This window comes from Salinispora fenicalii (genome assembly GCF_000514815.1).
GTDB lineage: Bacteria > Actinomycetota > Actinomycetes > Mycobacteriales > Micromonosporaceae > Micromonospora > Micromonospora fenicalii.
Map to the genome: position 1 here is coordinate 296123 of NZ_AZWQ01000008.1, position 24466 is coordinate 320588.

General features: G+C 69.3%; 24 protein-coding genes and 1 pseudogene. 9 read left to right on the forward strand and 16 right to left on the reverse strand.

The window, feature by feature from the left end; all coding sequences use genetic code 11:
• Position 1: 1 nt before the first annotated feature.
• Positions 2–643: an NAD(P)-dependent oxidoreductase gene (locus tag B116_RS0101345; RefSeq protein ID WP_027658979.1), complete on the forward strand. Its 642-nt coding sequence runs from the start codon at positions 2–4 to the stop codon at positions 641–643.
• On the opposite strand, the gene B116_RS0101350 is transcribed toward B116_RS0101345, so the two are convergent.
• Together B116_RS0101350 and B116_RS0101355 are read right to left on the reverse strand one after the other, a co-directional pair.
• The gene (locus B116_RS0101350; protein WP_027658980.1) at positions 637–1296 is read right to left on the reverse strand and encodes a DUF6642 family protein; all 660 of its coding nucleotides are present in this window, start codon (positions 1294–1296) and stop codon (positions 637–639) included. The genes B116_RS0101345 and B116_RS0101350 overlap by 7 nt on opposite strands.
• A 179-nt stretch (positions 1297–1475) precedes the next feature.
• Complete coding sequence (locus B116_RS0101355; protein ID WP_027658981.1) at positions 1476–3083, reverse strand: DHA2 family efflux MFS transporter permease subunit; 1608 nt, start codon at positions 3081–3083, stop codon at positions 1476–1478.
• 314 nt (positions 3084–3397) lie between these two features.
• Between B116_RS0101355 and B116_RS0101360 the strand changes: the two genes are divergently transcribed.
• Positions 3398–3991, forward strand: a complete 594-nt coding sequence (locus B116_RS0101360; RefSeq protein WP_027658982.1) for a dihydrofolate reductase family protein — start codon at positions 3398–3400, stop codon at positions 3989–3991.
• A 162-nt stretch (positions 3992–4153) separates the two neighbouring features.
• Positions 4154–4477, forward strand: coding sequence for a GYD domain-containing protein (locus B116_RS0101365; protein WP_018723187.1), 324 nt, complete (start codon positions 4154–4156; stop codon positions 4475–4477).
• Between the two features lie 64 nt (positions 4478–4541).
• Here B116_RS0101365 and B116_RS0101370 read toward each other — a convergent pair whose 3' ends face one another.
• The 6 genes from B116_RS0101370 to B116_RS0101395 form a co-directional block, all read right to left on the reverse strand.
• On the reverse strand, positions 4542–5831 hold the full coding sequence (locus tag B116_RS0101370; protein ID WP_188115977.1) for a hypothetical protein: 1290 nt from the start codon (positions 5829–5831) through the stop codon (positions 4542–4544).
• Between the two features lie 94 nt (positions 5832–5925).
• A complete protein-coding gene (locus tag B116_RS0101375) occupies positions 5926–7134 on the reverse strand; it encodes a hypothetical protein (protein ID WP_027658984.1) in 1209 nt (402 codons plus the stop codon).
• Positions 7135–7271: 137 nt separating this feature from the next.
• A complete protein-coding gene (locus tag B116_RS0101380; RefSeq protein WP_018723189.1) occupies positions 7272–7556 on the reverse strand; it encodes a putative quinol monooxygenase in 285 nt (94 codons plus the stop codon).
• 90 nt (positions 7557–7646) lie between these two features.
• Positions 7647–9065, reverse strand: a complete 1419-nt coding sequence (locus B116_RS0101385) for an MFS transporter (protein WP_027658985.1) — start codon at positions 9063–9065, stop codon at positions 7647–7649.
• A gap of 126 nt (positions 9066–9191) precedes the next feature.
• Positions 9192–10535 (reverse strand): class I SAM-dependent methyltransferase, encoded by a 1344-nt coding sequence (locus tag B116_RS0101390; protein ID WP_027658986.1) that lies wholly within the window; start codon positions 10533–10535, stop codon positions 9192–9194.
• Entirely contained in the window at positions 10532–11914 is a 1383-nt protein-coding gene (locus B116_RS0101395; protein WP_027658987.1) for an FAD-binding oxidoreductase, read from the reverse strand. The genes B116_RS0101390 and B116_RS0101395 overlap by 4 nt, the downstream gene beginning before the upstream one ends.
• Positions 11915–12066: 152 nt before the next feature.
• Here B116_RS0101395 and B116_RS0101400 point away from each other — a divergent pair, with 152 nt between their 5' ends.
• Positions 12067–12801, forward strand: coding sequence for an RICIN domain-containing protein (locus tag B116_RS0101400; protein ID WP_027658988.1), 735 nt, complete (start codon positions 12067–12069; stop codon positions 12799–12801).
• 4 nt (positions 12802–12805) lie between these two features.
• Here the strand turns inward: B116_RS0101400 and B116_RS0101405 are convergent, their stop codons facing one another.
• Together B116_RS0101405 and B116_RS0101410 are read right to left on the reverse strand one after the other, a co-directional pair.
• On the reverse strand, positions 12806–13273 hold the full coding sequence (locus B116_RS0101405) for a hypothetical protein (RefSeq protein WP_027658989.1): 468 nt from the start codon (positions 13271–13273) through the stop codon (positions 12806–12808).
• Between the two features lie 54 nt (positions 13274–13327).
• Complete coding sequence (locus B116_RS0101410; RefSeq protein ID WP_027658990.1) at positions 13328–13936, reverse strand: TetR/AcrR family transcriptional regulator; 609 nt, start codon at positions 13934–13936, stop codon at positions 13328–13330.
• 106 nt (positions 13937–14042) lie between these two features.
• Here B116_RS0101410 and B116_RS0101415 point away from each other — a divergent pair, with 106 nt between their 5' ends.
• From B116_RS0101415 to nshR, 5 genes and pseudogenes are all read left to right on the forward strand, one after another.
• Positions 14043–14498, forward strand: coding sequence for a GNAT family N-acetyltransferase (locus B116_RS0101415; RefSeq protein WP_018723197.1), 456 nt, complete (start codon positions 14043–14045; stop codon positions 14496–14498).
• A 20-nt stretch (positions 14499–14518) separates the two neighbouring features.
• Entirely contained in the window at positions 14519–15514 is a 996-nt protein-coding gene (gene mgrA, locus B116_RS0101420; RefSeq protein WP_027658991.1) for an L-glyceraldehyde 3-phosphate reductase, read from the forward strand.
• 88 nt (positions 15515–15602) lie between these two features.
• Positions 15603–16745, forward strand: a complete 1143-nt coding sequence (locus B116_RS0101425; protein ID WP_027658992.1) for an epoxide hydrolase family protein — start codon at positions 15603–15605, stop codon at positions 16743–16745.
• Positions 16746–16790: 45 nt separating this feature from the next.
• Positions 16791–16916: pseudogene (locus B116_RS26090) on the forward strand (NUDIX hydrolase); the annotation flags it as partial.
• A gap of 10 nt (positions 16917–16926) precedes the next feature.
• Positions 16927–17829: an NshR/TsnR family 23S rRNA methyltransferase gene (nshR, locus tag B116_RS0101430; protein ID WP_027658993.1), complete on the forward strand. Its 903-nt coding sequence runs from the start codon at positions 16927–16929 to the stop codon at positions 17827–17829.
• A 550-nt stretch (positions 17830–18379) separates the two neighbouring features.
• Here nshR and B116_RS24610 read toward each other — a convergent pair.
• The 6 genes from B116_RS24610 to B116_RS0101470 form a co-directional block, all read right to left on the reverse strand.
• On the reverse strand, positions 18380–18742 hold the full coding sequence (locus B116_RS24610; protein WP_033667216.1) for an ArsR/SmtB family transcription factor: 363 nt from the start codon (positions 18740–18742) through the stop codon (positions 18380–18382).
• 62 nt (positions 18743–18804) lie between these two features.
• Entirely contained in the window at positions 18805–20988 is a 2184-nt protein-coding gene (locus B116_RS28570) for an MMPL family transporter (protein WP_027658994.1), read from the reverse strand.
• A gap of 125 nt (positions 20989–21113) precedes the next feature.
• Positions 21114–22340, reverse strand: a complete 1227-nt coding sequence (locus B116_RS0101455) for a nitric oxide synthase oxygenase (protein WP_027658995.1) — start codon at positions 22338–22340, stop codon at positions 21114–21116.
• An 80-nt stretch (positions 22341–22420) separates the two neighbouring features.
• On the reverse strand, positions 22421–23044 hold the full coding sequence (locus tag B116_RS0101460; protein WP_027658996.1) for a sterol desaturase family protein: 624 nt from the start codon (positions 23042–23044) through the stop codon (positions 22421–22423).
• Positions 23045–23048: 4 nt separating this feature from the next.
• Complete coding sequence (locus tag B116_RS0101465; RefSeq protein ID WP_018723207.1) at positions 23049–23891, reverse strand: SDR family oxidoreductase; 843 nt, start codon at positions 23889–23891, stop codon at positions 23049–23051.
• A 38-nt stretch (positions 23892–23929) separates the two neighbouring features.
• Positions 23930–24466: a flavin reductase family protein gene (locus B116_RS0101470; RefSeq protein ID WP_223874488.1), complete on the reverse strand. Its 537-nt coding sequence runs from the start codon at positions 24464–24466 to the stop codon at positions 23930–23932.

Consider the following 24466-nt stretch of genomic DNA (forward strand, 5'->3'; position numbering starts at 1 on the left):
CGTGGGCAACATCGTCGTCTTCGGGGCGGGCGGAACCGCGGGCTCCCAGATCACCCAGGAGGCGTTCCACCGCGGGCACCGGGTAACCGCTGCGGTACGTCGGCCGGAGGCCATCTCATACCTACCGGCAGGGGTGCAGGTGGTGACCGGGGACGCGACCAGCGAGCGGAGCGTACGGGAGTTAGCCCCGGAGGCGGACGCGCTGGTGGTGGCGATCGGTGGCGGGGAACGCAGCCTCTGGCTCGACGCGGCGCGGACGCTGATCAGTGCGCTACGCGAGACACCGAACCCGCCCCGGATCCTCCACCTGGGTGGCGGGGCCACACTCTGCACCCCGCAGGGCGGCCGGTTCCTGGACGAGCCCGACTTTCCCCAGGAGTACCGGGACGCGGCGCTGGGCCAGGCCGACGCCCTGGCGTACTACCGGTCCGCGGCCGACGGGGTGCGCTGGACGTATGTGTCACCACCGCCGCTGGAGTTTCACCCCGGCGCCCGGACCGGGCACTACCGCACCGGCGGGGACCACCCGGTAACCGATCACGAGGGTCGGTCTGTCCTCAGCTACCAGGACATGGCCGTCGCGATCGTTGACGAGATCGAGAACCCACGGCACGAGAACACCCGCTTCACCGCCGCCTACTGACCCGGTAACGCCGGCCTGGTGTTCGGCCGGCGCGGCGGGCGGGCAGGCTGGACGGGCACCCGGGGACGGACCGATGGACGCCAGGCACGGCCATTGGCGTAGATCACCCGGAAGCCGAGGTACGAGGCGAGCGGTGCCCAATGCGCCGAGCCCATGCGCAGTTCGGCCGCGTTGTGCCGCTGCCCGTTAGCGAGCACATCGAGCAGGACGGTCTCAAAGGCCGCGGACTCCACCCAGTCGACCTCCCGGGTGAAGCCGCAGATCAGGGCCGCACCGGTGGAGTCCAGGAAGGCTCGCAGTACGGCGTCGTTGGCGCGCAGCACCGAGCAGCTGCCGAAGTAGAGGCGCCGCCCCTCACAGCGACCAGCCATCAGCTCGGCCACGTCGGTGAGGGCCACCGACTCCCAGTCGGTCAGGCGCAGCCGGCTGGGCTCCCCATGGGTGGCGAAGAAGCCGACCCGGTAGTCGGCGTACTGCTTGAGCAGCCAACGGTCAACGAAGTAGAACAGTTCATCCCGGGTCGCCGCGTCCTTGTGGATGAACCGGATCCGGCTCAGTCGCTCCAGCAGTTCCAGGGTGGGTAGGACGGAACCGCGCTCGTTGAGGTCACGGTGCCACTGGCCCTCGACACAGAAGACGCCACCGCGCGCCACCTGGCACCTCCCCTCGTCGGCGGCGCCGACGTTACCGGCTGCCCGGCGGCTGGCCGAGCTATCACCGCCTGGTGTGGCGCGAAGGGCCGGGTGGCGCGGCCGGTTCTGGTGATCAGGCCCTGGTGGACCCGAGCGATGCCGAGGTGTCGGGGTCGCCGCGGCGACCCCGACACCGGAGATCAGTGGACAACCGCCGGCGTGCTCGGTTCGCCCGGCTGGCTGCCCGGCTGGTCGTCGTGCGACCGCGACCGTTCCCGCCGCCGGGGCAGGAACGCGGCCGGGATGAAGGTGAGCAGCACCAGCGCGAAGGCCACCCAGAACGTGGTGGCGAAGGAGTCGGCGGCGAAGGCGAGTCCGCGCTCGATGAGCGTCGGATCGGGGACCTGCTGGGCCAGTTCCGGCTGCTGCTGGGCGGCGATCGCCAGGCCCGCCTCGGTGACCGGCTCACCGTTCGGACCGGTCAGGCCGGGGATCGGCCGGGATCCGTTCAACTCGTTGGTGAGGATCACCGACATCACCGCCGCGCCGACCGAACCACCGATCTGCTGGATGATGTTCACCAGGGTGGAGCCGCGAGCCACCTCCGGACCGGTCAGCGTCCGCAGCGCGGAGGTCATGATCGGCATCATCGTGCCGCCCATGCCCAGGCCCATGACGAACAACGAGCCGCAGATCAACAGGTACGAGGTCTCGGGGCCAACCTGCGTGAAGGTGAAGAACCCGGCGGCGAGCAGCACCAACGCGAACGGCACCGTGCGCCCCACCGGCACCCGGTCGGCCAGCGTCCCAGCGATCGGCATCGTCACCATCGCACCGATGCCCTGCGGCGCGATGAGGAGGCCGGCGTGCAGGGTCGACTCCCCGCGTACCTGCAGGAAGTAGCTCGGGAAGAGCAGACCGGCGCCCATGAACGCGATAATGAACACGAACATCGTCACCGACGCCACAGCCAGCCGACGGTTCCGGAACAGCCGCAGGTCGAGGAGCGGGTGCCGGGGCTTGAACGAGTAGAAGACGAAGGAGACCACCAGCACGGCGCCGATCAACATCGGCACCCACACCTCGGGGTCGGCGAAGGTGCCCACCTCGGGCAGCGTGGAGACGCCATAGAGGAAGAGCGCCAGCCCCGGGGAGAGCATCAGCATGCCGAGGAAGTCGAACGACTCGGACGACTCCGGAGCGTCCTTCGGGAGGGCCAACTGCGCATAGACCAGGGCGAGTAGCCCGATCGGCACGTTGATCAGGAAGATCCAGTGCCAGCTGGCCACGTCGATCAGCCAGCCGCCGAGGATCGGCCCACCGATCGGACCGAGCAGCATCGGGATACCCAGGACGGCCATCAACCGGCCGATTCGGTGCGGCCCCGCCGCCCGGGTCATGATCGTCATGCCGATCGGCATCAGCATGCCGCCGCCGAGGCCCTGCAGCACCCGGTACGCGATCAGCTCGCTGATCGTGTCGGCGGTGGCGCAGAGACCGGACCCAATGGTGAACAGGGCCAGGGCGATCATGTAGAGGCGTTTGGTGCCGAACCGGTTGGCCGCCCACCCGCTCAGCGGAATCACCGTGGCCAGGGCGAGGGTGTAGCCGGTCATCGTCCACGCGACCCGGGCGTAGGACGCGTCAAACTCACTCTGGAAGGTCGGTAGCGCGACGCTGACCACCGTCACGTCGAGGATCGCCATGATCGCGCCGAGCACGACCACGCCCGCCACCTTGAGCACCGCGGCGTCAAGCTTGTCCGATGGCGCGCCCGGCTGGGGGGACGCGACCGATTGTTGTGTCACGGATTCTCCTGATGTCGGTTCGGTCTAGGGAGGTCGCTGCAGGCACGCCGCGGCGCCCGCCACGGGCAGCGGGTGGCCAGGAACGAGCAAAACGCAGGAAGACTAGCCCTCTCCACCGACAGCCCGCCGTCGAATTTGACGCTCCCCGAAGCCCGTCGGTAGGTGTTCCTCGTCACGCCTGGCCGCCCAGGGCGGCGATGTCGAAATCCCCGCCCCGCTCCGTCCCACCCACGAAATCAGGACGACCGAGCGGAGGGCGCAGGCCTAGCTACGCCCTTCCCGGCAGCCGCAGAACGAGCACCAAAGGGAGCGAAATGCGAAAACTCATCGTGGTCAGTGCCGTGTCGATGGACGGCTTCTACGACGGCCCCGGCGGCGGCGTGACCGTGCCGATGGAAGACTGTTTCGGCACCTACAACCTCGAACGGATCCAAGCAGCCGACACCGTACTGCTCGGCGCGAACTCCTACGCGATCTTCTCCAACCACTGGCCCGGCGTCGCCGACGACAGCTCCGCCTTCGAGGCCGACCGCGAATTCTCAAAGATCTACAACGTGGTCGAGAAGGTGGTCGTCTCCGACCACGCCGCCCCACCGCCGGCCGACCACCCCTGGGCCGACAACACCCGCATCATCAGCCGCGCCGACGCCCCCACCGAGATCGCCAAGCTCAAGGAAGAGGACGGCCGGGAAATCGTCACCTGGGGCAGTCGGGCCGCCTGGAACGGGCTCCTCCCGCATGGCCTGATCGACGAATTCCACGTGCTCCTCGGCCCAGCCGCCCTCGGCGGTGGCACCCCGCTGTTCGAACGCCCGGTCTCACTCCGACGCCTGGGCGTACGCACCTTCGACACCTTCGACACCGTCCTACTCCAGTACGGCGTGGCGCAGCCATCCGCGCAGCGGTGACCCACCCGGGCGACCCGCACCGACGTTGTCCGGAACTGCAGACACGGCCCGTGAGCTCCACGGCCACCCGGTCTGCGAAACAGCCAGGCGGTCGAGGCGTATCCAGGTGGCAAGCGGGTACCAAGGGGCCGGGCCGCGGGTGCCCTGGAAGGTGGTACGGGCGTGGCGAAATATCTCTTCCAAGCGACCTATACCGCCCAGGGCGTGGCGGGACTGGGTGAGCAGGGTGGAACGGTCCGGGCAGAGGTGGTCCGGGCGCTGATCGAGAACGCTGGCGGGCGGGTGGAGTCGTTGTACTTCGCGATCGGCAAACACGACCTCTTCGTCTCCTGCGAGGTGCCGGACAACATGACCACCGCCGCTCTCGGCATCGCGGCCCAGGCGACGGGGGGAGTGAGAGCCGAGGTCATCCCGCTGATTACGCCAGAGGAGATCGATGAAGCAGCACAGACGCCGGTCACCTACCAGCCGCCGGGTCAGGCGTAGCCACCCCGTCAGCCGGTAAGGCCGAGCAGGCCACGCACCCGGTGACGGAGTAGCCGGAAGCTCGCTACGACAGCTTCGTCGCACGGTCCGGGCGTCCGTCGCCCCGGTCTGGCGTCGCGTCCCACCCGGCGGCGCGGTCGCGATCGGACTCCCACCAGCTGGAACGACCGTCCGGACCGACCGACGACGACCGGTCGTGCCAGCGTTTCGGGCCGCAATGCCACCCGCATCTGCCGTCCCGCCCCTCCCCGGCCCGATGCGACGAATCGGCGCGGTGCGGCCACTCGGCGCGGTGCGACGAATCGGCGCGGTGCGACAGATCAGCGCGGTGCGACAAATCAGCACGATGCGACACCGACGGATCAACGGAGGTCGGCGCGGGCGACGCTTCGGCGGACGGCGGCACCACAGCGGGCGGCACCGCCACGGCGGACGGCGGCACCACGGTGGGCGGATCGGACTGCGGCGACGCGGGGGGCGCCGGGCGGTTGCTTGGTACGGGGCTGGCGGGGCCGGACGCGTCGCTGGGTTCGGACCGGTCGAGCCCCGCCAGCGGCGCGGCCGGCGGCAGCGTCACCCCGGCGGTGACAACGAAAGCAGCCACCACCGAGGCAGCGACCGCCGCGACGGCGCCGACGCACCGGCGGTCATTCAGTCGAGCCCGCATCGGGGCCTGCTCCGGCAGGGCGACCGGGGGCGCCATCGGCCGGCTGCGCTCGTGGGCGGCGACCAGCTCATCCAGGCAGGCGGCGACCGCATCTCGGTTGCCGAGGCCATCGGTGAAGGCGAGCGTGACGTGAAACCGGAAGGTCAGGGTCACCGGACGCGGCACCAGCAGCCCGGCCACCGAGGACCCGTCGACGGTGGGCAGCAGGGTCAGCGGCGAACGGCGATGGTGGGCCGGCGCGACCAACTCCTCGAACCACCAGTCCCGTTGTCGATGCCGGCCGAGAAAGATCACGCGCCGGTCGGTCACCACGCCGCTGCCGACCTCCACCGCCCGGATCCCCGGCGGCAGTGGACGCGGCGGCTGGTCGGTGCCGGCCAGGTCCATCGCCAGCCCGGGCACGGGTAGTCGGCCGATGTTCCCGGTAACGGCCTCGACCAACTCCACGGCCGGGAACACGCGGTGGACCACCTCACCGGGAACCAGTCGCACCGGCACGCTCCGCGGCGGGCCCGACCCAAGCAGGCCGACCTCGACCCGTAGCCGGGTCAGCTCCTCGGCACGGCAGCGCCAGGCATCAGCCTCGGCCACGTGAACACGCTGTCGCCGGTCGTTCTCCCGGTTGGCCCACCGGGAACGCCAGGGCGGTCGAGGACCACGCACGAGGCGGGGTGAGGTCGCCGTCACATACAGAACAACGTTTCACATCCCAGTTGGATACGGCCATCCCTACTGACGAGTACGATCTCGGCAGGAAGCGGAACAGGCCCCCCAACGGGGTTCACCCGGGCTGCGGGCTCAGCGCACGTACGGTGCGCCAGACGCCGCCATGCTGGCCACAGGCGCGCGGACTGCCGCCGGCGAGACTGACCGCGCTGTTTCCACACTGCACCAGATATCCACGGCCGGCCCAGAATCCGGGCACGCAGTCGAACCAGTCACACACCTCGGCGGCCGGCTTCCGGATCGGGTCACCAGCGCAGAAGCCGTACCCCAGTGGGTTGGTCGGAGCGCCGCACAGGTCTGCTGCCGCGATCGGCGTCGGTGCCGGGGAGCCAGTCATGGCGGCAGCCGCGCCGACAGCCGTGGCCGAGGTGGCTGCGGTAGCCGGGGTGGTAGCGGTAGCCGAGGTGGCTACGGCAGCAGAGGTGGTTGCGGCTGGTGGTTCCGTCGCGTTGCCGGCCGTCGCCGCCGCCACCTCCGTCCGGATCGAATCGGACGGGGCGGACGGGGCAGAGACGATCAACGCCGCCGGGACCAGTAGGGCGACCCCGACGGCGACCGCCACCGTCCGCGCGCTACCGCGGACGAGCCCGGTCAGTCGAGCCTGCGCGGGCGTGAGAACGGCGGGGCGCAGCGGCTTGCGCTGAGCGTGCTCGGCGAGGGCCTCGTCGAGTTGGGCGAGCACCGCCTCCCGCTGCTCGATCGCGTCCGCGAAGGCCACACTCAGCTTGAACCGGAAGTCGGCCGCTGCCTCCGACGGCAGCAGCAGGCCGGAGGCGCGCCGCCGGTCGAGCACCTGGATCAGCGTCACCGGCGCGCGGGAGTCGTGGGCCAGGCCGGTCATCTTGCCGTACGCCCAGTCGCGCCGACCGCGTCCACCGAGCAGGACCAGCCGACGGTTGGTGATCACGGCGATGCCGGTGTCGGTGATCCGGATGCCGTCCGGGCGCCGCTTGCGTAGCGGACTGGATCGCAGCGCAACCGTGAGCTCGGGTGCGGGGAGCACCGCTGCACGCCGGACCTCGACCAGCTGGGCGGCGGGCAGCACCCAACAGACCGTCTCTCCAGGGTCGAGTTCGATCGGGAGACCGGCGCCCGCGTCGGCCGAGCCACCGAACTCCTCGGCCAGGGTCCGCAGGCGCCGCAGCTCCTCGTCCCGCTGCCGCCACGCCCCGTCGGCCGCGCGGAACACCCGCTGCCGCCGTTCGTTCTGCCGGTACGCCCACTGGTACCGCCACGTCGAACCCGTCGAGTCAGTCTTCGCCACGCCGACCCCTCCGCCGCGTAGGCCACCATTCGGGGTGTCACCAGGAATAACTCCGGTGTAATCCCACGAGGGACGGCCTACTGCGAACAATATGTCCGATCGACGGAGTGATTCAGACGATAGGCGGACCTGCCGCGTCAGGGTGTCTCGACGGCGGAAATCTCGTATCGAAAGATTCTCGCGTCCCGAATCGCTATCTGCTGTTCCTCAGTCGGGCCGGCACCGCGGAAGGTCAGCAGCTGTTCCTCGGTCTCCCAACGCTCGTAGACGTTGATTCGGCCGGGCTCGACCAGGTCCCCGCTGATCGTGAAGTCGAGACAGCCGGACGCGCCCCGCGCAGCCGTCACGACCTCGAGGCATCCGGCGAGGTAACTTTCTCGATCCTCCGGGTCGACGTACATGCTTCCGGCGACGATGAGCATCTGCCGGACCTCCCACCCTCGTGATCCACTGGCGAAATCCCGCCCGCCGGTCTTCGACGGTCCTAGGCTGGCGGAACCTCACCAGCCAGCCTACGACCGTCCGAGCCCGCGCCCCGCCCCCTCGCTCAAGCCCGGCTGATCGCGTTGGCGTGAATCGCGGCGAACCAGCACCGCGACAGTCAGCGCGGCGAACGCCGCCGCACCGGCCATCGCCCAGAGCACGGACCGCAGCCCGCTGGTGAAGCCGGGATCGGCGAGCCGGCCCGCGGTGGTGCTCGCCAGCACCGCCCCGACGACCGCGATGGCGACGGTCTCGCTGGCCAGCCGAGCCGTATTGATCATCCCGGCACCAGTGCCGGCCCGATGCGGCGGGACGCTAGCGATGGCGAGGGCGTCGAGCAGCCCGATGGACAATCCGACACCGATACCGATAGCGAGCAGCGGGCCGGCCAGGTCAGCCGGGCCGCTGGTCGGGGCGATCACCGTCGCCCACGCCGCCCCCGCGGCGACCGTCAGAACGGCGACGACGATCACCGCCGACGCCGGCACCCACCGGGTCAGCACCCCGGCGAGCAGCGGCAACGCCACCGTCGGTGCGGTCAGCAGAACCAGAGTCAGGCCAGCGGCGCTGGGCGTCAACCCAACCACCGTGGTGAGGTACGACGGCACATACACCAGCAGCGGCACCAGGACCGAGACGACGGTGGCCGCCGCCAGACAGATACCGACGAAGCGCGGGGTGGCCAGGAGGGTCAGGTCGAACATCGGCTCGGAGTGGGATCGCTCCACCCGGACGAAGACCACGAGCAGAGCCACTGTCGCCGCAAAGGCGGCCACAATCCGCGGGTCGCCCCAGCCGTACGCCGGCCCCTGCACGAAGCCGAAGATCAACAGCAGTAGTGCGGCGGTGAAGGAGAGGGTGCCGCCCCAGTCGATCCGGCCCGCGTGCGGCTGACGCGACTCCGGCAGCCACGGAACCAGCAGCAGCACCGCCACCGCCACCAACGCGGGCACGGCGAACACCGCCCGCCACCCCAGAGAGTCGATCAGCAGCCCGGCGGTCGTCGGGCCGAAAGCCAGGCCAGCGCCGATGGCCATACCGTAGGCACTGAACGCGCGTAACCGAGCCCGCCCCTGAAAGGTGTTGGCCAGCAACGCCCCCGCGCTGGTCGCGGCGGCAGCCGCACCCACACCCGCGAGTGCGCGCAGCAGATTCAGCAGAAAGATGTCGCCGGCGACGACAGCGAGCAACCCCGCTCCGGCGGAGATCGCAAGCCCGATGGCGTAGACCCGCCGCCGACCGAACAGGTCGGCCAGGGCGCCCGTGGCGAGCATGAAGCTGGCGAAGGTGGCGTTGTAGCCGTTGACCACCCACTGCACCCCGGCCAGTTCCGCGTCGAGATCACGCCCGATCTCCGGCAACGCCACCGAGGCCCCGGTCAGCGAGAGCGGCAACGCGAAGGTCGACACCAGGACGGCGAACAACACGACCACGCGTCGGTTCCACACAGCTCCCCCGTTCCGTTCAAGCCGCTCCAGGCTAGTGGCCGCTGCTTCAAGCGGCCACCGGCCCGGAGGACCGGGTACGGGGAGCCGCTGCCGGCGGTCACCTTGCGACCGCCGGCAGCACTGACGTCAGGGCAGCCAGTCCGGCCGCAGCGGGTAGCTCGTCACCCCCGCGGCGCTGGTCCGCGTCGCCAACACCTGGTGGAGCTGGATGGCGTTGCGCTCGAAAGACATCCGGGACCCGGCCATGTACAGACCCCAGACCCGGGCAGTTCCCGCGCCCACCTCGCCGACGCAGAAGTCCCAGTTCGCCACGAGGTTGCGGCACCAGGCCGCGAGCGTCAACGCGTAGTGGCGGCGCAGGTTCTCCTCGTGCTGCACCTCCAAGCCCACATCGTGGATCTCGGAGAGGATCCGGCCCGGCCCGGCCAACTCGCCGTCCGGAAAGACGTATCGGTCGATGAACGCGCCGGAGCGGTGCGGCGCGCGGTTGTCGGCGCGGGTGATGCAGTGGTTGAGCAGCCGGCCCTCGGGCCGCAGCCGGTCCCGCAACGAGCCGAAGTACGCCGGATAGTTGCGCACCCCGATATGTTCGGTCAATCCGATCGAGGACACCACATCGAACTGCTCCGGCGGCGTGTCCCGGTAGTCGAGGTACCGCACCTCGGCCAACGCGGTCAGCCCCTCCCGCTCGATCGCGGCCTGCGCCCACTCAGCCTGCGCTCTGGAGAGGGTCACCCCGAGCGCCTGGACGCCGTACTCCCGGGCGGCGTGCCGGACCATGCCGCCCCACCCGCAGCCCACATCCAGCAGCCGCATCCCGGACTTGACCGCGAGCTTCTGCGCCACCAGGTCATACTTGGCCGCCTGCGCCGTCTCCAACGAATCCTGCGGCGAGCGGAACAGCGCGCAGGTGTACGTCATCGACTCCCCGAGCACCTTCTCGTAGAAGGCGTTCGACACGTCGTAGTGGTGCGAGATGGCGCTGCTGTCGCGGATCCGGGAGTGGCGCAGCCCGCCCAGCACCCGCTTCCACCGGGGCACCGCCTCCTGAGGTGGAGGCGGCGGCGGCAGCAGTCGCTCCCAGCCCAGTCCACGGGCCAGGGCCAGGGCCTCGGGCACCGGTGGGACTCGCAGCCGTAACTCGTCCTTGAGGACCCGCAGCGCCTCGTACGGATCGCCCGGATGCACCCCGGACAGGCCGAGGTCACCGCTGACATACGCCCGGGCCATGCCCAGGTCGCCCGGGGCAGTCAGCAGGTAGGACAGGCCGCGCGGGGAGCGGATGGCGAGGGTGATGCCGGCGTCGGCCGGGCCGACCGAACTGCCGTCGTATCCGGTGACCCGAACCGGCAGGGGCTCGGTGGTCAGCGCCCGAATGACGTCGGCCAGGGTCCAGCCCCGGCCTCGGGCCGCCCGCGACGATGTCGTGGGGACGCTCGCCGCCCGCTGATGTCGATCGATCAGACTCATGCTCGTGCTACCGCCTTCTCGTACAGTCCGGTTAGCCGGTGAGCCGGGTCGTAGCGGTCCTTGACCGCCCGCCAGGTGTCGCCGCCGTAGAGCTGGTCGAACACCTCCCGGTCGTAGTATGCGTCGGAGTAGAGCGACTTGTGTCCGCCAAGCTCCGACACCCTGCGTTCGATCACCCGGTTCATGTCGCCGTCGGCGGCACCCCGGGCGATCGGCACGCTTCCCCAGAACCCAATGTTCACGTAGTCCTGCCCCGGCCGCAGCGGATATAGCGGCCACGATCGGGCCGATCCCGGCCCGGTCGGTTCCCGCAGCCGCAACGGGCAGAGCCAGACCGGGGTCATCCGCACGGCGCTGGCGAACCAACGTAGGAACTCGGCGGTACGCGCCAGCGGGATCTCCACGTCCTGCACCACCCGTTCCCGCTCCGGCTGTCCACGCCAGCGGTCGATCCGCGCGGCCACCTGATGCCGGTGCTCCAACCGAACCAGTCGGTGGTAGACATCGCTGCGCCGCCAGCGTGCCGGCCAGATCCGGCGCACCACCGGGTGCTGCGCCCCGAACGCCGCGGAGCACCAGAACCAGTCGGTGTCCCAGCGCCACAAGTAGTCGTGCCCGGTCAGCGCATCCTGGGTGCGTTGCTGCAGGGACCGGTAGTAGATCTCCTGGCCGGTGTAGTCGCTGACCGGTCCAGCATCGTCGGTGAAGGTGGCGAGCACCAGGTACGCCTCGTCCGGGCTGAACATCACCCCGTCCATCGCGTCCACCGCCGCGCCGGCCCACGAGCGGGTGGTGATGACCTCACCGATCGCGTCGGCGAGCTCCTCCAGCCGGTTGAACCGCACATTGTGCAACGCGACCCGCCGGCCGATCGGTTGCAGCTCGATCCGCAGCCGGGTCGCGTAGCCGAGGCTGCCCAACGAGTTGGGGAAGGCGGCGAACAGGTCGGCGTGCTCCCCCTCCGGCCGGGCGGTGACGACCTCCCCCGCCCCGGTGAGCACATCCAGCTCGGTCACCGACTCGTGCGGCAGCCCGTTACGGAACGATGTGGACTCGATCCCCAGGCCGGTCACCGCCCCGCCGAGGGTGATGGTGCGCAGCTGCGGCACCACCAGCGGCATCAGCCCGTGCGGCAGGGTCGCGTCAACCAGGTCCTCGTACGTGCACATGCCCTGCACGTCGGCGGTGCGGGCCGCCGGGTCAACCTGGAGGACACCGCCGAGGCCGCTGACATCGAGGCCCGGCTCGCGCGGTGCCGCGCGCGGGCGGAACAGATTGGATGTGCGCTTGGCAAGCCGAACCGGCTGTCCTGGCCGCACCGCCGCGTACGAGCGCCGGAGCTGAACCACCGCCTGATCATGATCACGCACGGCATTCATGAGATCACTTTACGCCTCGGTGGGACCAAGGCAATGGATGTCCACGGTGGCCGGTAGTGAAATGTCAACTGGGTCGCGCGAGCCGTTGGCGGCGCAGCAGCACCACCGGGGCGGCTGGTCACACCCCCCGTTGGTAGGTCAGGATGCCGGGCATGTCCGCCTCCGCACAACGCCCCGACCCGGCCGGCACCGTCTACCGCCGGCCCGGCCCCACCCGTCCCCGGCCGCCCCGCGATCCACTGATGTGGGGGGCGGCGCTCATCGGTGCGGCCGGCCTCCTACTCGGGGGATTCTTCGTCCTCGGCGGCCCGGGAGGCGCCGGCACCCCAACCGTCCCGGCGGTGGCGGCGACCCCGTCAACCGAAGCATCAACCCCGTCGGCGCAGGAGCCGCCCGCCCCGCCCACCGTGGCAGCCAGCTCCCCGACGTCCGCCCCACCCACCGAGAAAGCCAGCTCCCCGCCGGCCATCCCCACCGGCCCGACGGTGTTTCGTCAGGTGGCGTCGGGCCGATGCCTGGGCGTCGACGGAGACGGCGCGCGGGCGAGCGCGAAACTCCTGGACTGCCACAGCAACGACCCCCGGCAGCGATGGCTGCCCACCTCCATCGGCCCGGGCCTGGTGAGCCTGGTCAACCAGGCCTCGAACATGTGCCTCGACGTGGAGGGCGCCAACGGCAACGACGGGGCGAGGCTTCAGCAGCATCCCTGCCACGGCGAGGCCAACCAGCAGTGGCAGCTCGTACCCACCGCCGGTGGGCAGGTGCTGATCGCGGCGCTACACAGCGGCCGGTGCGCGTACCCGGACGGCGGCCGACCCGATGCCGGCACCGAGGTCCGGCAGATCACCTGCGTTGACGTCCCCGACCAGCAGTGGCAGTTCGGCTGACCGGCTACTCGGCCACCCGGAGCATTCTGAGCTGGGCCTGGTGTTTGGGAAGGTGGACCCGGGCGTGCAGGTCCAGCACCCGCCCCCAGGGCAACGGGCCGTCCACGACGAGGTCGTAGCCCTCTCGCAGATGGGTGTCGACCGGCGTGCCGGCCGCCGGGCCGAGCCGGTCGACCAGGGCCACCAGCCGGCCACTGGTGGCACGCAACCGAGCGTCCAGCCCGTCGAGGCCACCAAGCTCGGCGACCAGCGCATCGACCTGGGGCCGGTGCATCGTCTCCAGGTCGTAGTAGGCGTACGGCGAGCCGGCGAGGACCGCCTCGCTCGCCTCGATCATCAGCTCGTCGTTCGCGACGAGATGGGCGATGATCTGCTCGGCGTCGAGCCGCCCCTGGGGTGCCGGGCCGAAACCGCCGGCGGCCACCTCCGCAAGCAGCTCCTCGTAGGCCCGCCCCAGCCCTGCGCTGTCCACGCCTGCCAGTCAAACCCGCGACGCGCCGGTCCGCGTCGCGTTCCGGCGCGGTCTTCACCCGGACGGGTGGTCGGCGGCGGCCGGGCCGAGCCGGGCGAGCGCGGCGTCGAGGGCGACGCGCTGCGCCGCCCCGGAATAGGTGGCCGGGTCGATGGCGGTCAGCGTGTTCAGCCCCTCGACCAGGGCCACCAGCCCGGTGGCGGTGGACGAGCAGTCCGCCGCGGGCCAGTCGGGCCGGACCGTGGCGACCAAGCCGCGAACCCGATCAACGAACCGGCGGTTGTAGCCACGGTGCAGCTCGGCCAGGACCGGGTCAGCCAAAGCCGCGGCCAGGAAGCCCACCCACACCCGCGCCTCCTCTTGGCGCTCCGGGGTCGGGGCGGCGGCCTGGAGCAACACGGCGCGCAGCGCCATCCCGGGGGTGCCGGCCGCGGCCTGCACGGCGTCGGCCCGCTGACCGGTGCGCTGGTGGAGCAGTTCGCGCGCGTGCACTAGCAGGGCCTGTTTGTCGGCGAAGGTGTGCAGCACCATCCCGGTGGTGCAGCCGGCCCGCTCCGCGACGGCGCGCAGGGTGAGACCGGGCAGGCCGCGTTCGGCGAGCACCGACCAGGTGGCTGCCGACAGTCGTTGGCGCTGGTCGACGCGGTCACGTCGGTTGGCCATCCACCCTCCCCGGTCCGGTTCCATCCGGCTGGCCCGCGCCCGCTGCGCCGACCCCCACTCCCGTAGCGTACGTTACGGTAACGCTTGTTACGAACCAGGAGGGCACGTGATCACCGTCCACCCCGAACCGTGGGAATCCACCGACAGCACCCGGCTGCGCGCCGCGCAACGCGCCGAATTGGACGCGCGCTACCGCAGCGACGACCACGAGCCCGGCGCCCCGCCTACCGCCGACAGCGTCCCCGTCTTCCTGGTCGCCCGCGACCAGGACGGCACCGCGCTCGGCTGCGGTGGCCTCCGCTTCCTCTCCACCGAATCCGCCGAGATCAAACGGATGTACGTCGAGCCGAGCGCCCGCGGCACCGGCGTGGCGACCGCCATCCTGCAAGCCCTGGAGGACGCCGCCCGGACCGCCGGCGTACGGAACCTGCTGTTGGAGACCGGCCCCGCCCAACCCGACGCGATCCGCTTCTACGAACGGGAGGGCTACCACCGCATCACCAACTTCGGCCCGTACCAGGACGAATCACTCTCCGTCTGCTACGCCCGCAAGCTGACCTGACCTGGTCAACGACTATCCTCATGATCGTGAACTACCAGGCCGCCGACACCCGCTACGACCAAATGACCTACCGGCGCAGCGGGGCCAGTGGGCTCCGCCTACCGGCGATCTCGCTCGGCCTGTGGCACAACTTCGGGCCCGACCGCCCCTTCGAACGGCAGCGGGACATCGTCCGCCGGGCCTTCGACCTCGGGGTCACCCACTTCGACCTCGCCAACAACTACGGCCCACCGCCGGGCGCGGCCGAGGAGAACTTCGGCCGGATGCTCGCCACGGACCTGAAGCCGTACCGCGATGAACTGGTCATCTCCAGCAAAGCCGGCTACCTGATGTGGCCCGGCCCGTACGGCGAGTGGGGGTCGCGCAAGTACCTTGTCTCCTCGTTGGACGCCTCGCTCCGCCGCCTGGGGCTGGACTACGTCGACATCTTCTACAGCCACCGGTACGACCCGGACACCCCGCTGGAGGAGACGATGGGCGCCCTCGACGCCGTCGTCCGGGCCGGCAAGGCGCTCTACGTCGGCATCTCCAACTACACCTCCGAGCAGACCCGGCGGGCCGCGGCGATCCTGCGCGACCTGGGCACCCCGCTGCTGATCAACCAGCCGTCGTACTCGATGCTGAACCGCTGGACCGAGGAGGACGGCCTGCTGGACACGCTCGCGGATGTCGGTGCCGGCTGCATCTCCTTCAGCCCACTGGCCCAGGGCCTGCTCACCGACCGCTACCTCGACGGCATCCCGGCCGACTCCCGGGTCCGCACCAGCGTCCACCTGTCCGAGCGGGACGTGAGCCCGGATCGGCTGGTCACCATCCGCGGCCTCGCCGCCATCGCCCAACGTCGCGACCAGTCCCTCGCGCAGCTCGCACTCGCCTGGGCACTACGTGACCCCCGAATGACCAGCCTGATCATCGGCGCCAGCAGCGTCTCCCAACTCGAGGCCAACCTCGCCGCGCTGGACAACCTTGAGCTGACCACCGAGGAGCTGGCCGAAGTCGACCGCCAGCTCGACTGACGTCCGGCCTGAGGTCTCCCTCACCTTCCCCACTCCCGCAAACGATCGCGGAAGCTAACCTGCCGCATTGCCTGAGACCGTCGGTGTCATGCACGAGAACAACGCGCTCACACCGTTCCGAATCAACATCCCGCAGGCCGACATCGACGACCTGCGTAACCGGCTGGCCCACACCCGCTGGCCGAACCCGGTGCCCGGCCGCGACGACCGCACCGACTTCAGCCGCGGCATCCCGCTGGTGTACCTGAAAGAACTTGTCGAGTACTGGTGCGACGGGTTCGACTGGCGGGCACAGGAGGCGAAGCTCAACGAGTACGAACAGGTCACCACGGTCGTCAACGGCCAGACATTCCACGTCGTCCACGTGCGGTCGACGAACCCGCAGGCCACCCCGCTGGTTCTGAACCACGGCTGGCCCGGCTCGTTCGTCGAGTACCAGCACCTCATCCCGCTGCTGACCGACGAGTTCCACGTGGTCATCCCGTCACTGCCCGGCTTCGGTTTCTCCACCCCGCTGTCCGGGACCGGCTGGGAGTTGGCGCGGACCGCGGAAGCCTACGCCGAGATCATGACGCGTCTCGGCTACGAGAGGTTCGCCGCCCACGGCACCGACATCGGTTCGGGCACCACCGGCCGCCTCGCCGCCGAATACCCGGAGCGGGTCATCGGCACGCACCTCGGCCTCGACCCCTTCCTGCTCGGGCTGGTCGGCGACAAGTTCCCCTACCCCGACGGCCTCTCCGAAGACGAAATCGCCCAGATCGAGGCGGCACGTACCGAGGCCTCGGCCGAACACGGGTACCTCCTGATGCACAACCACCGCCCCGACACCATCGGCGCGGCCCTCACCGACTCGCCGGTCGGCCAGCTCGCGTGGATCGCCGAAAAGTACAAGACCAGAACCAACGGCACCTGGCGGACGCCGGACGAGTCGGTCGACCGCGACCAACTCCTCACCAACATCAGCCTCTACTGGTTCACCCGCAGCGGTGAGTCGAGCGCACAGTTCTACTACGAGGCCGAACATTCCGGCCTCGACCTGGTCATGGCCACCCAGGTACCGACCGGATGGGCCGTGTTCAACACCCACCCCCTCGTACGCCGCGCGATGGACCCATGGAAGGCAATCAGCCACTGGAGCGAGTTCACCGAAGGCGGCCACTTCCCCGCCATGGACGCCACCGAACTGCTGGCGAACGACATCCGTACCTTCTTCCGCAGCATCACCTAACCCCGCGGTTCGACGGATGGCCCGGCGCCAGCTGGGCCATCCGTCGAGGCTCGCCTGTTCGGCGCCGACGAGATCGCGGACCTGCCCATGCCCGACGGGTACCGGCGCTCGATCGACAACTGGTTCACCCGGCTCGAGTCAGACAGAGGAAGCGAAAGGGGCTTGTGCTAGGGTCGCGCCCGTGGTAAGCCTCGATGTCATCACCGAACGGTCAGATCCGGCAGTACAGCGGATCAGCGACGTCGTCAAGCATTCGCGATCCGCCGTCCGCACCGTTCTCATCGAGGACGCCGAACCGCTCGTGGAGTGCATCCGCGCGGGGCTGGACTTCGTCGAGGTCTACGGAGTCGAGAGCATCCCCCTCCCCAACGAGGTGCTCGCCGCGTGCCGGCAGCGGAACATTCCCGTTCGCCTGGTGGCGGTCCCGATCATGAGCAGCCTGTTCAAGGCCGACAAGAAGCCCAAGGTGTTCGGTGTGGCACGCACGCCACGGCCATGGAGCTTCAACGACCTGTCCCGTACGACCGGTGACATCATCGTCCTGGACGGCGTGAAGATCGTCGGCAACATCGGCGCCATCGTGCGCACCTCCTTCGCGCTTGGCGCCGCCGGCATCGTGCTCGTGGACAGCGACCTGGCCACCGTCGCGGATCGACGCCTCGTCCGGGCCAGCCGAGGATACGTCTTCTCACTGCCGATCGTGCTCGCGTCCCGGGACGAGGCGATCGACCACTTCCGGCACAGCCGCGTCCCACTGATCGCCTTCGACACGGACGGCGAGCTGGCGGTCAGCGATCTGCGTGACGCCGATGAGCCGCTCGCTCTCCTGCTCGGGGCCGAGAAGACGGGTACGTCGCGGTCATTCGAGAGCATCGCCAGCAGCACCGTGTCGATCCCGCTCAACCCGGACGCGGAGTCGCTGAACGTCTCGGTCTGCGCCGGGATCGCCCTGTTCGAGCGGTCCTCCTGGAACCTCCCCACACGAGGCCGCTCACCGCGCCCGACGGGGGACGGCCGGCGGGGTAGCGCCAGGCGCGGCGGCCGCCCCGAACGGTCGGGACACCGAGGCCGCCCCGGCCGGTAACCGGAGAGCGGCCCCGCCATCGTCAGAAGGCGGGCTGGCCGTGGGAGATCTTCTCGGCCGCACTGGGGAAGGCCAGGGCGCGGGCCCGCAGTCGCCGCAGGAGCGGGTCTGCCTCGTCGAACATGACGGGGTGCGGAATATCAGACAGGCGCGCGGGTTCCTTCGGCACAGTCAGGTCCCGAGGCGGGCGATCAGCGTCTCGATGTTGGGCGCGACCTCGAGCCATTCCGGGTCCGCCGTTGTGCTGAGATAGATCACCGATGGGACGGCCAAGGAAGGTCTGTAGTCCAACGCAAACGGCTGGTCGGGGGCCGAGTCCCCGATCAGGAGAGACCGGTCCGGATCCACGTCGCCAGGTGGACGCCTCCGGTCCGGCTGACCGAGATAGAACCCGCGATAGTCCTCAAGAATGTCGTCGAAGTGTGGCTTTCGAACTGAGGCGAACCCTGGCGGGGACATGTCCTCGCGGATGGACCACCTGTGGGATGCCTTGGTCCGCGGCTAGGACGACAGCGGGTTCCCCGAGGCGGCCGGGCCCTGGTGAGCTGACTCAGTCAGCGGTGGGGGCGGGCTGGTTGCCGTAGATGGGGCAGAGGTCTACGGCGTTGCCTGTGGCGGTCAGAAGAGTTTCGGTGGCAATGAGGAGGTCAAGGAGTTCGGTGCGGGTGAGGCGGTAGAAGGATTGCCGGCCGACGGGACGGTAGTCGATGAGTCCGCATTCGCGCAGGCACGACAGGTGGCCAGAGACGGTGGATTGGGTAAGGCCGAGCGAGGTGCAGAGATCAACGACGCGGGCTTCACCGCGGGAGAGGTGTTGGACGATGGCGAGGCGGGTGGGGTCGGCGAGGCTGCGGAACAGTGCGGCGGCGGGTTTCAGGACAGTGGTGTCTGTTTCGCTAGGCGGACTTTCCATCGGCACGTTCCGATATTAGCCCGTGTTGTTGTTGTGGGCGGGTAGCAATGCTGTTGGTGCGGTTACGACCGTCCCGGGTGGGGCGCGTGGTGGATCCCGAGCTTCTGGTGCAGACGGCGGATCGGACGGGGAGCCCACCAGCTGGCCGGCCCGGCGAGTCGCAGAAAGGCGGGGACAAGGGCGGCGCGGACGATGGTGGCGTCAACGATGACGGCGAGGGCGAGACCGACGCCGAGGAGTTTGATGATGGAGATCTCGCCTGCGGCAAGGCCGATGAAGACGACGGCGATGATGGCGGCGGCTGCAGTGATGATGGGTCCGGTGCGCTGTAGGCCGGCGGCGACGGCCGTGGTGTTGTCGCGACGGTGGTCATACTCCTCCTTGATACGGGAGAGCATGAAGACCTGGTAGTCCATGGATAGACCGAAGGCGAGGAAGAACAGCAGTACCGGTATGGAGATTTCAATGGTGCCGGTGCTGGTGAAGTTGAGCAGGTCGGAGAGGTTGCCGTCTTGGAAGCCCCAGACCATTGCGCCAAAGGCGGCGGTGAGACTGAGGACGTTGAGGACCAGGCTGATGATCGGCAGGAAGAGACTACCGAAGACGACCATGAGGACGAGGAAGCTGACGGTGGCGATGAGTCCTGCGGCGAGTGGCAGTCGGTCTGCGATGAGCGCCTTGCCGTCAACGAGTTCGACTGACGGGCCGGCGAGCTTGGTCGGGAACGGTGCGCTCGTGGCACGGATTCGGGCGACGAGTGCTTCGCCGTCGGGAGAAACCGGTTCGACGGCAGGGACGATCTGAAGCCAGGTGGCGGTGTTGGTGGCGAAGCGGACGGAGGTGGGTCCTGCCGGAGCGACTTGCCGGCCGGCGGTGTAGCTGCCGGTGACGGCGTCGACGCGGGCGACGCCGTCGATCCGGGAGAGGGTGGCGGCGTAGTCACCGATGGCGGTGGTTTGGGTGGTGGGGTCGGCGATGTTGGTGGCGACGGCGGCGATGGCGTCGGTGTCGCGGGTGTCGAAGTCGGTGCGGAGTTGGTCGGAAACATGTCGGGCGGTGGAGGTGGTAGGTAGGGCGCGGTCGTCGACGTCACCGAATCGGATGTTGAGGAACGGGGCGCCGAGCATGAGCAGGATCACCACGGCGGTGGTTGCCACGATCAGGGGGCGGCGCATGACGGCTAGGGCGACGCGATGCCAGCCGGATCCGGTGCCACGGGCGCGACACACGGCGAGGGAGTTGACGCGGTGGCCGAGCACGGCGAGCAGGGCGGGTAGACCGATGACGGCGGCGAGGGTTGCGCAGGCGACGACCGCGATGCCGGCATAGGCGATGGATCGCAGGAACATCTGGGGAAAGACCAGCAAGACGGCGAGGGAACCGGCGACGGCGAGGGCACTGACGAGTACGGTACGGCCGGCGGTATTGACCGTGCGGCACACGGCATCGGGGACATTCAGGCCGGCGGCGAGTTCTTCCCGGAAACGAGAGACGATGAACAGGCTGTAGTCGATCGCGAGACCGAGGCCGAGCGCAGTGGTCAGGTTTAGGGCGAATACGGATACATCGGTGATGCCGGTGAGTCCGTAGAGGATGAGCAGGGCGCCGAGGACGGTGAAGATTCCGACGGCAACGGGAAGTAGACCGGCGACCAGACCACCGAAGACCACGATCAGCAGAATCAGGGTGACCGGAAGGGCGACGAGTTCGGCGCGGATGAGGTCCTTCTCGCTCTGTTCGCTGATCTGCCGGAACACCTCGGCGCTGCCCCCCACGGTGACCTGCAGTGTGTCGTCGGCGCGACCGTAGGCGGCGGACAGCTCGCCGACACGGGCCTCGACGGCTTTCTCGTCGCCGGTGACTCGGCCGACGACGATGGCCTTGGTCCCGTCCCGGGACTTCAGCGATGGCAGGCCGCTGCTCCAGTAGGAGGCGACGTCGGCGACACCTGCCTCGGCGGCGAGTCCGTGGGTGAGGGCAAGACCAGCCTGGGCGGCCTGCGGGCTGTCCACTCCACCAGATCCGACATCGACCAGCAGGATGAGATTAGGTTCGCCGGCCTTGAACTCGCTTTCGAGGACCCTCTCCGCAGCGGCGACCTCGTCGCCGGCATCGTCGAAGCCACCGCCAGCGAGCCGATCGATGACACCGCCGGCGATCAGGCCGGCGGCAACGAGGACAGCAACTGCGGCGGCGAGTACGACCGCTCGGGCACGCACGGCAAGGTGGCCCAGCCAGTTCAGCATGCGTCAGTCCTTTGTACGTGTTGGCGAGCATCAACAGCACAAATCATCGCATGTAGCCGATGAAATCGTGGTATGGCGATGAATTTGTTGCTGGTGGTGTTGGATGTAGATCGTGAAGGGATGAGTCAGGTGGTGTCGGCGCGCACTGCGAAGGAAGGCGGCGTTGCTTCGGTTACGGGGCAGACGTCGATGGGTGCCTGGGTCGGTGCCACTGCGCTAAGGGCGAGGTCGAGGGCGGTGGGGTCGAGGTAGAAGTTGGGCCGCAGGTCGGCTTCGTAGTAGTAGCGGTGGAACACGGGGGTGGCGCTGCCGGAGACGGGCGGCACGATCCAGGTCCAGTCTGCGGGGACGAGGCGGCTGGCGCGGGCTTCCCGGTCGAGGTGCGTGCAGAAGCGCTGAGCTTCGGTGTGGTGATCGCTGACCTTCACCCCGGCGGAGGCGAAGGAGTGCAGGACGGCAATGTTGAGTTCCACCAGGGCCCGGTCACGCCAGAGGCTGGCGTCGGTGCTGGTGTCGAGGCCGAGGCGGGCGGCGACGACGGGAAGCAGGTTGTAGCGGTCGGTGTCGGCCAGGTTGCGGGCGCCGATCTCAGCGCCCAGATACCAGCCGTTGAACGGAGCGCAGGGGTAGTGCACCCCCCCGATACTCAGACGCATGTGGGAGATGGCGGGCACGGCGTGCCAGCGCAGGTCGAGATCGGCGAACCAGGGGTGCTCGGGGTGGGCGAGGGGGACTTCGGCGACGGCATCTTCAGGCAGGTCGAACAGGCGGGGTCCGTCGGCGGGGGTGTCGATGACCAGCGGGAGGATGTCGAACGGGGTGCCCTTGCCGATCCAGCCCATGGCGGTGACGGTGTCGGTGAAGTCGGTGTAGCGGGGATCGCCGACGATGCCGCCGTTGGGGCGTCGGTGCCCGGCGTAGCGAATGAGTTGCTCGTTCCAAACGCGGGCAAACCGGTGTCCGGGCCGCGCCGGGGGGAAGACTGTGATGGTGGGGCGGATGTTGCCATCGTTGGTGGCGGCGCGTAGATGCTCGACCAGGTTGCGGTAGATGTCGTCGGCTTGGTGTACGTCGCGGCGGTCGATGACCCGCAGGCTGCGCCAGTAGAGCCGGCCGATGCACCGTGAGGAGTTCCGCCAGGCGACGCGGGCACCGAAGGCCAGCTCATCGGGAGTGTGGGTGTAGGTACCGGTGGCGGCAATCTCGGCGCGAACCGTGGCCAGACGTGCGGGCAGTTCCTCGGCAGCGGAGCGTTCGCGGTGAAACAGGTGCAGAAACTCCTCGGCCTCGGCGGTATCGATCGGGGCGTCGGGGTGCCACCGGGGGACGGGGGTGTCCCGGTAGCCGGGCACACCAGTTCCCCCCGATATCGCGACCGTGGCTTCGGCTGGGCCGTGCGGGCCGACATCGGCAGCACGCCGAGAGGGACATGTCACTGGGCGGCCCGCCTGCTGCGGGTGATCGACGTGCCGAACACCTTGTCCCAGTAGGGAGCGGAGACGCCGAAGCCGCGGGTGTCGTCGCGGAAGTGGTGGCGCATGTGCAGCTCGTGCAGCCATCTCATCGGACCGGCCTTCGGCCGCGAGTGATGCAGATAGAGGTGGATCAGGTCGTAGCTGAGGTAGCCGAGAACGAAACCGGCCGCGTACATGCTCGGCAGGCCGACCACCACGATCGACAGCACCAGCGCAGTGGCCACGACTGGGATGGACAGCAACGGGCTCATGATCGCCCGACGGGCATCTTGCGGGTATTCGTGGTGCAAGCCGTGAACGATGTGGTGGAACCAGGCACCCCAGCCCTGTTCGGGTTCGAAGTGCAGCACTATGCGGTGGCCCCAGTACTCTGCAAGAGTCCAGGTGAGGTAGCCACCGACGGCCCACGCCACCAACGCCAGGGGGGCGGCGTGGTCGAGGGAAGCCACGGCGGTGAGGACAATGACGGGGGTGTAGAGGGCCACCGCAACGAGCGGGTGGACGTGGACGATGTGGTCGATGAGGGAGGATGGGAAGACGGACGGTCCACGGCCGCGCAGGATCGCTCCCCGATTTGCCATGGGATCACACCTCCTGGGTACGGGTCGTCGCCTGGGCGCGCTGCTCGTAGCGGACCCGGGCGTCGGTGTCGGTGGTCTTGAGTAGTTGGTCGGCCTTGAGTAGCCGGCCGGCGGCGTCACGCCAGCCCTGCGGCAGCAGGCCGAGTACCCGGGTGACGGGATTGGTCCAGCCCGGCACATACACGTGGTAGCGGGGCCGCCTAGCGGTCCGCACCACAGCATTGGCGATGTCGGTGCTGTGCAGGTAGGGCACGAAGCGGCCCTTGCCGACGCCGGAGGTCAGCTCGGTGCGGGCGGGGATCGGCAGGACGATGGAAACGCGAATCTTGGAGCCGCGCAATTCCCCGCGAACAGCTTCGGACAGGCCGACGACACCGTGCTTGGCGGCAGAGTAGGTGGCACAGCCGGGTAGGCCGACCATGCCGACAGCGGAGACCATGTTGATGATGTGGCCGCGCCCGCGGTCACGCATGCGCGGCACTGCTGCCTTCACGCCGTTGATGGTGCCGAGAAGGTTGACGTTGAGCTGTTGGGCGGTGGCGTCGTCGTGTTCGTGTTCGAACCGGCCGACGAGCATAACCCCGGCGTTGTTGACAAACACATCGATAGGGCCCAGTTCTTTCTCCACCGTACGGTAGAACTTCTCCACACTGCTGGAGTCGGTCACGTCGAGGGGGTAGGCGGCTGCGCCGATGGCGCGGGCGGTCGAGGTGGCGCGGTCGAGATCGCGGGCACCGATGGCGACCTGGGCGCCAGCGGCGATGAAAGCCTCGGCGGTAGCGCGGCCAATGCCGAGACTACCGCCGGTGATCGCGACGATCTTGCCGCGCAGGGAGCGCGTTGCCATGGTGAGAACCTCCTGGGTAGGGGTGGATATCAGGGGCGCTACCGGTCGGTGAGCTGCCGGTAGCCGCGGGCGTGCCACAGCAGGGGCTGCCCGCCATTGGTGTCGACGGCGAGGATCCGGCCGATGACGATGGTGTGGTCGCCGCCGGGCTGAGTCTGCTCGACGGCGCAGGTGAACGTGGCCAGCGCGTCGGCGAGTACGGGGACGGCGTTGACGATGTGATGACGGGCGAGGCTGAACCGGTGGCCGGGGTGGGGTTCGGGGGTGGCGAAGGCATGTGCGATGGCAGCGTGGCGCGCGGGGATCGCGTTGACGGCGAAGCGGCCATGCTCGCGCAGCCGGGTCAGCGTGCGGGAGGTGTTGGCGGCGCATACCAGCAGCAGCGGCGGGTCCAGCGACAGGGAGCAGATGGCACTGGCGGTCATGCCTGCCGGACCGTCTGGGCCGAGCGTAGTGACCACAGTTACCACCGCCGGCAGCTGAGCGAATGCCTTACGCAGCGCAGAAACGCTGATCGGCGGCAGCGCGTCCGCCACGGCGCGATCGTCCGCAGTGGCTAGATGCTGGGCTGCCAT